This is a genomic window from Nostoc sp. NMS4 (genome assembly GCF_017115095.1).
In the GTDB taxonomy this organism is placed as follows: domain Bacteria; phylum Cyanobacteriota; class Cyanobacteriia; order Cyanobacteriales; family Nostocaceae; genus Nostoc.
Window position 1 is genome coordinate 1 of sequence record NZ_JABXKI010000129.1, and the last position, 10469, is coordinate 10469.

The 10469-nt window shown below is 42.2% G+C and carries 9 protein-coding genes; 1 reads left to right on the plus strand and 8 read right to left on the minus strand.

The genetic code is table 11. The features are described 5' to 3' along the window. Window positions 1-177 precede the first annotated feature (177 nt). From HWQ37_RS10330 to HWQ37_RS10360, 7 genes are all read right to left on the minus strand, one after another. Entirely contained in the window at window positions 178-1233 is a 1056-nt protein-coding gene (locus HWQ37_RS10330; protein ID WP_292746564.1) for a M28 family peptidase, read from the minus strand. A 766-nt stretch (window positions 1234-1999) separates the two neighbouring features. Continuing rightward, window positions 2000-3097 carry an ABC transporter ATP-binding protein gene (locus HWQ37_RS10335; protein WP_292746567.1) on the minus strand — a complete coding sequence of 366 codons (1098 nt, stop codon included), beginning with the start codon at window positions 3095-3097 and terminating at the stop codon, window positions 2000-2002. An 8-nt stretch (window positions 3098-3105) separates the two neighbouring features. After that, window positions 3106-3990, minus strand: coding sequence for a carbohydrate ABC transporter permease (locus HWQ37_RS10340; protein ID WP_292746569.1), 885 nt, complete (start codon window positions 3988-3990; stop codon window positions 3106-3108). 3 nt (window positions 3991-3993) lie between these two features. Then, a complete protein-coding gene (locus HWQ37_RS10345) occupies window positions 3994-4905 on the minus strand; it encodes a carbohydrate ABC transporter permease (RefSeq protein ID WP_292746571.1) in 912 nt (303 codons plus the stop codon). A gap of 99 nt (window positions 4906-5004) precedes the next feature. Continuing rightward, window positions 5005-6318 carry an ABC transporter substrate-binding protein gene (locus tag HWQ37_RS10350; protein WP_292746573.1) on the minus strand — a complete coding sequence of 438 codons (1314 nt, stop codon included), beginning with the start codon at window positions 6316-6318 and terminating at the stop codon, window positions 5005-5007. A gap of 341 nt (window positions 6319-6659) precedes the next feature. Continuing rightward, window positions 6660-7193, minus strand: a complete 534-nt coding sequence (locus HWQ37_RS10355) for a cysteine hydrolase family protein (protein WP_292746576.1) — start codon at window positions 7191-7193, stop codon at window positions 6660-6662. Further along, window positions 7190-8113 carry a shikimate dehydrogenase gene (locus HWQ37_RS10360; protein WP_292746579.1) on the minus strand — a complete coding sequence of 308 codons (924 nt, stop codon included), beginning with the start codon at window positions 8111-8113 and terminating at the stop codon, window positions 7190-7192. The genes HWQ37_RS10355 and HWQ37_RS10360 overlap by 4 nt, the downstream gene beginning before the upstream one ends. A gap of 185 nt (window positions 8114-8298) precedes the next feature. On the opposite strand from HWQ37_RS10360, the gene HWQ37_RS10365 reads away from it, so the two are divergent. Beyond that, window positions 8299-9231, plus strand: coding sequence for an alpha/beta fold hydrolase (locus tag HWQ37_RS10365; RefSeq protein WP_292746582.1), 933 nt, complete (start codon window positions 8299-8301; stop codon window positions 9229-9231). 60 nt (window positions 9232-9291) lie between these two features. On the opposite strand, the gene HWQ37_RS10370 is transcribed toward HWQ37_RS10365, so the two are convergent. After that, window positions 9292-10011 carry a hypothetical protein gene (locus tag HWQ37_RS10370; protein WP_292746585.1) on the minus strand — a complete coding sequence of 240 codons (720 nt, stop codon included), beginning with the start codon at window positions 10009-10011 and terminating at the stop codon, window positions 9292-9294. Between the last annotated feature and the right edge of the window lie 458 nt (window positions 10012-10469).

Consider the following 10469-nt stretch of genomic DNA (forward strand, 5'->3'; position numbering starts at 1 on the left):
TACACACAAGTCTGAAATAGCTGATTAACCAGGGTTTTACCCCACCCTAACCCTCCCCTTGCAAAGGGGAGGGAACTAGATTTCTTTTTTCCCCCCAATACATCGGGGGGATTAAGGGGGGGATCGAGGTTTCAGGTTTTGAGTGCGTAAGTCCTGTTTATATTCATAATTCAGAAGTTAGCTTGGTGGTTGAGTTTCCAAAACCTGATTTTTCTCTAACAAAGTACTAGTAGCATTAACTACAATTTGTGCTGCTCCTGTGAAGAACGATCGCTCGATAGTTGCTGGAACATCGCTAGGTTTATGATAATGTGGGGTACGTAAATTTGCGGTATCTGTCACCAGCACCGCAGCCACACCTTGGTACCAAAATGGTGCATGATCGCTGCGTAGGGTGTCTGGTGTCAGTAAACCTTTAAAAGGAATTGGTAGTGTTAGAACTGCTGGCAAAGTTGATTCCTGTTTATTCAGGGCAGTTGAGGGGATATTCTGTGAGCTTTGAAAGGCATTTAAGAAAGGTAAGTGTTCTGTATCACCGACTACCGCTAAAAAGTCGCCCTTGTCGCTAGGTGGCGTAACAGGCAATCCGGCAGGGTATTTCTGACAGCCAGCAGTGTAACAAGCGTAACCTACCATATCCATAACGATCGCACCGCCTAAATTTTGTAAGCGTCCTCTCTGACTCACAAAAGCCTGACTACCCAAAAGTCCTGCTTCTTCTTGGTCAAAAAAAGCTAACTGTAACGTCCGTGGTGTCGGACGGGAACCGAGCAACCGAGCTACTTCCAGCACTACAGCGACACCACTGGCGTTATCATCAGCACCAGGGGAAGAGGCAACAGTATCGTAATGCGCTGCTACAAGAATTGCTTTAGCGGCTTTGTTAGTTCCTGGGCGTTCGGCAAAAATATTTACACCGTCAGAGAACTTTTCTAATTTAGGTTTCCAGCCGACTTTTTTCAGTTCAGTTGTGATATAAGTTCGAGTTAGCGATCGCTCTTTTGTGGTGTAGCGCTGAAAATTCAACTTTTGGATATGGGTTAACAGCTTGTCAGTAGACACTTGGGGAGTAATGTAAACTTCCCTTGACTCTGGCTGTAGTTGGGGTGTTTTCACTGGAATATTTTCAACAATTGTTGGTGAGGGACGCTGTTCAAAAAACGTGCTACCTCTGCTACCCAACACGGCAACTGTCATCAGCACCAATAGCATCAGCCAAATCCATTTTCTCATGTGATTTATCGAAAATTTGGGTCTAAAACCCTCTCCTTCTAGGACGGCTTTTGGTAAAATAGGGTTTGTGGAAGGGTAATCAACCACATTAAAAACCCATTTGCTGTCTAATACGCAGACGCTGAACCTTGACAACTAAATCTATGGGGTTCTACTTTGTAGTTCTAGTATTTACCTGGAAGTAGGTAAAAGATTTACAGGTACTAGACGACCAGCATTAAACTTCAAACAAATTTTGCAGCAATGCAACTACGGTAGGGCATACCGAAAGTTAACGCTTGGGGAGAGAACCACCTCTGGGTTAGATACCGCAAGGGGTCTAAGCTAAGTGGACTCGCAGAAACCTTGAATCCTCATGCCTTTAGGCTGAGGAGTGTCAACCTTGGCTTCCTGACTTAGGGTAGCGCAAATCCCCAAGCATCACATTTCTGATAAACCATTACAAAGACGCGTTAACAATTCAAAATTCAAAATGACGCTAACCCAACCTACTGGTCTGTCTCATTAATTTTGAGAGGTTGAGAAACGAACCGTAAAGGGCGCGAAGGAAGAAAAATTAAGAATGAGTTCACCCATCATACATATTTAATGCGGCAGACCACTACTAGCGTGGCAAGCTTAAAATAGTGTATTAGATGTAGGTTGGGTGGAGCGGAGCGCAACCCAACATATATCAGGATATTGGGTTACGCAAAGCCTCCACCCAACCTACACTTTTTTTGCTTGCGACTTGCGACTTCTTTAACGATTCATCGCGTCTCTTGCCTTAACCGACACCTAACATTTGTCTCTTAACAAGAGCATGTCCAGATTCCACATCAAACCAGTGAATATCTTCAGGGGGCAATGCTAGTGTAATATTCTCATCACTCCAATTTTGGTCTGTTGGCAACAAAGCACGTACCGTAATCGCTCCGGTTTGTGAACCCTCAATCTTGACACTGACCAAATAGTGCATACCCAAGTTTTCCACTAAAAATACTCGCCCTTGGATAGTCTGGGTATCACCTGGTTGAGCAATGCGGACATTTTCTGGGCGAATTCCCAGAACAATTTGTGCTGGTACTGTTGGTATATCTGGGAGAAGCACTTGAAAGTTACCCAGCAGCGCGTATTGTCCCTTACAAGCTAGAGTCAACAAATTCATTTGCGGACTACCAACAAACCCAGCCACAAATAGATTCGCTGGATGGTTATAAATGCGATCGGGTGGATCTAGTTGTTGGACATAGCCATCGTTGAGCAAAGCTACTTTTGTGGAGAGTGTCATCGCTTCGGTTTGGTCGTGGGTAACGTAGACAACTGGCACTTTTTGGGCTGCAAAAATTTGCTTGATATCAGCTCGCACTCGTTCCCGCAGTAGTGCATCCAGGTTACTTAAAGGTTCATCCAGCAGATACACATCGGCATTACGCACCAAAGCACGACCGACTGCAACCCTCTGACGTTGACCTCCAGACATTTTACCAGGCTTGCGGTTCATTAACTCTGCTAATCCTAAAACTTCTGCCACTTCTGCCACTCGCTGTTTAATTTCTGTCGGTGGTACATTTTTTAGCTTCAGTCCAGAAGCAAGGTTTTCGTACACCGTCATGTGGGGATAGAGTGCATAACTTTGAAATACCATTGCAATATTGCGATCGCTGGCTCGTTTATAGGTGACATCCACCTCCCCAATCTTAATTTGACCGTGAGTCGGTTCTTCAAGACCCGCAATCATCCGTAGGACGGTGGATTTACCACAGCCAGAAGGGCCAAGTAAAGTCAGAAACTCATGGTTATCTACAGTTAAACTAACGTCTTTGACAGGGACGACTTTAGGATTGTAGGTTTTATTCAAGTTTTTGAGTTCGAGTTTAGCCATTTTGATTTTTATCCCTTAACAGCACCAGCAGTAAGACCTTGGACAATCCGGCGCTGGAAAAATAAAACTAGTAAAATCAGGGGTAACGTTCCCACAACAGTTGCCGCCGCGATCGCACCATAAGGAATTTCAAATACTGTCGCACCACCTAACTGAGCCGCAGCAACGGGAATTGTCTTCAATTCTTCACGAGTCATAAAGGTGAGAGCGAAAATAAACTCGTTCCAAGCAAAAATAAAGGTAAGAATTCCAGTAGTTACTAAGGCAGGAAGGGTCATTGGTAGGACGATTTGCCACAGTAGTTGAAAGGTGTTGTAACCATCGACCCTAGCGGAATCTTCCAAGTCTTTTGGTAATTGTTCAAAAAAGCTTTTAAGTACTAAAATTGTGAGCGGCAAATTGATCGCAGTATAGGGTATAATTAGCGCCAGATAATTATTACCTAATTTCAGCGCCTGGATAATTTCTAATAGTCCTAAGAACAACAGAATTCCCGGAAATAAGGTGACAATTAAAATGCTGGCAAGGATAACTTTTTCACCCCAAGGGCGTAACCGTGCCAGAGCATAAGCCGCAGGTGCGCCGATCGCTAAAGCTACAGCTGTAGAAGTAATCGACACAAAGGCACTGTTGAAGATATAGCGCCAAAATGGACGACGAGTAAATAACTCAATGTAGTGATTAAAAGTGAATCGTGTCGGGAAATAGACAGTAGGAACGGCGGCAATATCATCATTCACTTTAAACGAAGTTAGCAATTGCCAGAGGGCTGGCGCTAGGCTAAATACCACTATTAATATAACTATGATGAACAGCAAGATTTTTTTCAGATAAAACTTGTTTACTCCTGTTCGTTTTGGAGTCGTTGCAACTGTTGGGGGAGTTAGACTCATGGGTTAAATGGCTCCTGACGTTTTGGCACGGTACTTGTTAAGCAAGAAAGTAGCGATCGCCACTGCAAAAATCAATATTAAAAATGTCACCACTACCAGGGCAGCGCCATAACCAAAATCTAAGTAGCGCATCACCGTAGAGTAAATGTACAATGATACCACTTCCGTAGCGCCACCAGGGCCACCCCCGGTCATCACAGCAACCAAGTCGAAAATTCCGAAAGCTTGAGCAAACCGAAATAGGACTGCAATTAAGATTTGCGGCAGCAGCAAGGGTAGGGTAATATTGCGGAAGCTTTGCCAAGCATTTGCCCCATCGACCGAATAAGCTTCATAAAGGTCTTGTGATATCGATTGCAATCCAGCTAGCAACAGGATACTGATAAACGGCGTAGTTTTCCAAACATCAGCAAAAACCAGTGCGATCGTCGCCAGTGTGGGATCTCCTAACCAGTTAATCCCAGTTTTAATCAGCCCCAACCGCAGCAGAATATCGTTCACAACCCCAAACTGGTCGTTAAAAATCCAAGCCCACGCCAGACCAATCAGAGAAGTAGGCAAAGCCCAAGGGATAATGGCAGTTGTACGCACTATGCCCCGCCCAAAAAACGCCTGATTGAGAACTAGAGCAACCCCTAATCCTAGCAGGAGTTCTGAGATTACTGATGCTGTCGTGAACACCGTCGTCGCCCACAAACTCTGCCAGAAGCGACCATCACCGACCATTCGTACATAATTGTCTAAACCAGAGAATACAGGTTGTAGCTCTGTTCCCAAATTTTTAGTAAATACACTTAACCAAAATGCTCGTAAAATCGGGTAGGCAAATACAAACAACAACAGCAGCAATGCGGGTGTTAGTAAAATCCAGGCTGTCTGTTGTTCTCGATTTCTTAGTGTATGTAAATTTGTCATTTGTCATTTGTCATTGGGCATTTGTCATTGGGCATTGGGCATTGGGCATGAGGTAGAAGTTCTTTAATTTTGAATTTTGAATTTTGAATTTTGAATTGATTACTCCCCTGCCCCCAGCAGTCGGCGCGTTTCCGCCGCCGCCGCTTGCATTGCTTGTTGCGAATTCATCCGACCGGATAAGGCGGCGCTGAGATAACGCTGTAAAATATCTGATGTTTGAGCATATTGTGCGATCGGTGGACGTAAAACTGCATTGCCTACGACTTGTAATAACTGCGGATAGTGGGGGTATTTAGCAACAATCTCTGGGTCTGTAAACAATTCCCGGCGACTGGGGACATAGCCGGCACTGAAAATAAATCGGCGCTGTGCTTCCCGACTGGTAAAATATTGAATTGCTTTCCAAGCTTCTTCGGGATGTTGAGAAGATTTCGCAATCCCTAAACCCCAGCCTCCTAGACAAGCTGCTCCTGTCTTCCCAGGAGCGTGAACCATCGGTTTAATTGCAATTTTGCCCCGGATTGGCGAATTTTCTGCCTGGGCTAAAGGCCACGCATAAGGCCAACTGCGTAAAAATGCTACTTTACCACTTTGAAACAAGCGCCGGGTGTCTTCTTCTTGGTAAGTAGTGACTCCAGGGGGAGAAATGCCTTCGCTGATGGTACTACGCAAAAACTCAATGGCTCGTAATGTTTCTGGTCGATCTAGTCCAACTTCGAGGGTCTTGGGATTAACCCAGAAGCCACCAAAGCCATCGAGGACTTCTGCAAACATCGCCACGAGTCCTTCATATTGGCGACCCTGCCAAACATAACCCCAATTTACCTCCTTTTTTTTCTGCAAGACTTGGGAAATTCGGAGCAAATCATCAAAGGTTTCTGGCGGTTTCAATCCCGCTTGTTTGATTAAATCTTCCCGGTAGTAGAGCATTCCCACATCGGAACGTACTGGAATGCGGTACAGTTTGTTTTGATAACGTCCCCCTTCGACATCCTGGGATGAAAATGCTGCCAACTCATCTTTAGAAATGCGATCGCCTAAAGGTAGCAACCATCCAGCAGCAGCAAACTTGGATGTCCAGATCACATCCATATTGATCAGGTCATAGGGGGATTCACCTAAGATAAAAGACGAGGTATACAGGTCTTCCAGCAAATTTGTAGCATTCGGCCCTTCAACGAGATTAATCCGAATACCTGGGTTCTCAGCCTCGAAGTCTCTAATTAAACCCTGCCTCCAAGGTTCGGCATCAGGAGCAGTCATTAACAGATTGAGGGTAACTGGTTGCTGCGAAAGTGCTACCCAACTGAACAATATGATGCTCAAGAGAGTTGCCAGGAAAACCCCTATATGTAGATAACTTTGTTTTTGAATGAATTTTTGCAAATTGTTTATAGGCTTTCGGTACAACATTATTAATGTAGCGATCGCTAGTGGTAATTCTTAGGAAATAAAAACATAAAATATCTCAAAAAAGATTATTTTGTATTATTTTTTTATCAAAATTCTTGATAAATGTTTAATTATGCAGTTAAAAACTACCGCTCTAGATAGATGTAATGTATTATTACAAGAAATAACACGATTTGCTGACAAGCTCAGAGGCTTCAGCCGTGAGTAGAAGCAAACGGCAGTTTTAACTGCTGTGACTAAGTAATGAGTAATGAGTAATAAGTAATGGGTATTTACTTATTACTCATTACTTATTACTCATTACTTTTCAAGAATCTCAGTCACTTTTAGTGCTGAGAGTGTCAAATCTTCTCAATAACCTCATCAGTCATCTTAATTTGATTTTTTCCTATATTACGTTTCAGCAAAAAAATACCCGCATCATGTGCTTGCTGACCACCGTGGCTAAAGCAAGCATCCTCGATAATGACTGGTTCAATACCACGCTCAAAAGAGTCAATTGCTGTCTTCAAAATGCAGCTATCGGTTGCAACTCCACAAAGATATATTTTGCTGATTTGATTAACAAAGATAAAACTCGAAAAATCCTCCGTAAATGCCGAGTAATAAGGTTTGTCAAAAATATTATTATTTATATTATTTATATATGGCTGAAGTTCATCAATAATGCTCGCTTCTGGTTCATTTATCAACCTTGACCAACGAATTAGTTTAACATAATTACTGTCAGCAGTATTGATAAATCTTGTGAATTCAACAAGTTTACCAGCCGCTAAAAAACGCTCAATTAATTTAAGGACAGTAGGAATAATATGTCTGCATTTCTCCGACATAAACCCGTTTTGCATATCTATTACAAGAAGAATTTCGCTCATTCCCCTAAACCCAGGTGATTTTGTAACGCTTGGCGCATGACTTCTACGGGCAAAGTTTCCAGCTGTAACCAGATTTTTAAGGCTGCTACCCCTTGTTGAACTAGCATTTCTAAACCATCGATCGCAATTGCACCTTGTTTTTCAGCTTGCTGGAGAAATTGTGTTGGTTTCGGAATATATATTAAATCGTAAGCGATCGCACCCGTTGGTAAATTCGCTATTTCTTCCACACTCAAAGGCGATTCATCAACTTTGGGATACATCCCAATGGGAGTTGTATTTACCAGCAGATTTGCTTGGGGAATGAGCTTTGGTAATTCCTCCCATTGATGAACCTGAAATTTATCAGCTAGTGGTGAATTGCTCCAACTATTGCGGAATTCTTCTAATCTCTGCATATTGCGCCCAACAACATGAATTTGGGCAAAACCTAACTGAATACAACCTGCGACAACTGCTCTAGCTGCACCACCATTGCCTAAAATTACCGCTACTTTCTGACTCCAATCTTGTTTATATGTTGTTTGCAAAGGGGCGATAAATCCTTCTATATCTGTATTTGTCCCTACCCATTTATTATTTTGACGGCTAACAGTATTCACGGCTCCAATAGTTTGAGCGAGAGGCGTAATTTCTGAGAGTAGGGGGATGATTGCCTGTTTGTGAGGTATTGTCACATTAAAACCGACAACCCCAACAGCGGCCAAACCTGCGATCGCCACCTCTAAATTCTGTGGTTCAATCGGAAAAGGGAGATAAATATAATCTAATCCTAATTGTGCGATGTCTTCTCTACGAGACGCTACGCGAACGACGAGCTGCGCTAACGCAGCATTATGCATCACAGGCGACAGCGAATGCTCCACCGGATATCCAATAACTCCTAATAGTTTAGTTTTGCCTGTAATTTTTTTAGTCATTTGTCATTTGTCATTTGTCATTGGTCATTTGTCATTTGTCATTGGACATTAGACATTGGGCATTGAGCATTGGGCATTGGTTATTAATTCTTCTCCCCCTGCCTTCCCTGCCTCCCCTGCCCCCCTACCCCTCATCCCCTTCATCCCCTACAATTATTAAAAGCTACTTAACATTTCTTTGAATCATGCAAGTAACTACAGCCCCCTCTACAACTCCAACACCTGGTAAATATTGGCAGTGGCGCGGGCATAACATTTACTATGTGAGTGCGGGAGAGAAACAAACGCAACGTCCGCCCTTGCTTTTGGTACATGGATTTGGTGCTTCCACAGACCATTGGCGCAAGAATATCACAGGATTGTGTCAAGATTTTGAAGTATTTGCGATCGACCTTTTGGGATTCGGGCGATCGGCAAAACCAAAATTGCAGTATAGTGGCGACTTGTGGCGCGATCAACTCCATGATTTTATCAGCGAAGTGATTGGTCAAAAAGCAGTATTAGCCGGTAATTCCCTTGGTGGTTATGCTTGCTTGTGTGTTGCAGCGCAACGTCCCGACAGTGTGGCTGGATTAGTGTTGCTCAATAGTGCAGGGCCTTTTAGTGAAAGCCAGCCGACATCTGAACCTGAAGCTTTGCAAAGCGAAATTCAGCCACCCAAACAACCCTCTTCTTTAGAGAAACTCTTGGGGAACTCAGTTAAGTGGATTTTTCAACAACCTTTAGCTCAATTTTTGTTATTTCAATATGTGCGACAACGTTGGGTAATTCGCCAAACTTTAGAAAAAGTATATCTTGATAAAAGTGCAGTTACAGACCAATTGGTAGAAGAAATTTCTCGTCCTGCTTTTGATGCGGGTGCATTAGATGTATTTGTTTCAGTTTTTAGCAGTCCTCAAGGGGAAAAAGTTGATGTGTTATTGAAGCAATTAACTTGTTCTTTATTAATGTTATGGGGAGAAGCCGATCCTTGGATGAATGCTAAAGAGCGTTCTCAAAAGTTTCGTCAATATTGCCCTCAACTCACAGAGCATTTCTTAACAGCAGGTCATTGTCCCCATGATGAAGTACCCGATAGAGTAAACCAACTTTTACGCGATTGGGTATTGTCTAAGTAAGTTGGCGTGAATAATTAAAGCTTTGTAGTAAGCGGCTGAAGCCACTTACTACGAACAAAGTTATTTAAAAATGTAGGATTTAATTTCTTGCTCGATTTGGTCACTAATAACCTCAGTTCCCATACCGATTTTATCGAGGTTAACTCTCACAAAATTTGTTTTATCTTCTTTGGTAAACTTTTTATCATTATCCGAGTCTTTGATAATTTTTAGGAAAATTGCGTTTTGACTGGGAACAAGAACCCAACTGATGATTCGAGTATTATTAGGGGTAACTTGCTGGAGGTTCTTACCTGATAAATCAGAAAGATAGCCAATAGTAGCATCTTCGCTGTTGAGTTTTTTATCTATATTTGTGTCTTGGTCAATGATTTTATACAACCAAACTCTTGTGGTTGGCTTATTTGTTGCTTTTACCTCCAATAAATCAAAGGAGGTAATAATGGCTTTTTTATTTAATAAAAGATGAGCTTCACTACCTTGCTTTTGATAAAAGATGATGTTATATAATTGATTGTTTCTTTCATTTTCATAAGAACGTGAAAGGCTTAAATCAAGTCCTTTATCTTCATTTTGCCCTGAAATACTAACAGGAATCATCAGATAATCTGATTGTTCTTTAATAATTAAATCGCCATAGATAAGATTTGGTTGTAGCTTTGGTTTATCAGTTGCTTTTACCTGTTCTGCATTTTTACTAACAGAAGACTTACAGGAAAAAGAAAGGGCGGCTACAATAATAGCTGTAGTGATTTTATTTAAAAAACGATAATTTCTCATCAAATTCCCCTAGCAGGTAGGTTGCTGTCTTATTTTATTCCCTGCTGGGAAAGTAGCTATGTTATTCTATAGGACTAGTATTTGATTTTTGAAATGCACGTAGTAGACTGTCTACGCAGAATAGTGCATTAGACTGACGACGTAGGTTGGGTGGAGCGGAGCGCAACCCAACATATATCAGGATGTTGGGTTACGCAAAGCCCATTGGTGTCAACTTAAGCTAGAAATGGCTTATCTGTTGGCTTCCTGACCCGCCTTGAACTAAAGTTCAAGGCTAATAGCCAAAGTCTACTGAAGTAGACTAAAGATTTTTCCAGATATTTAGTCATCTTGAGATGACTTTTGCTATTAGCAAGGAACTTCAGTTCCTTGGGGGACATAACTTTTACGTTAAATTGACACCAATGGTTATGGCTTTGCTATTTAGTATTGCCACCCTACTACAGAAATTTTATTTT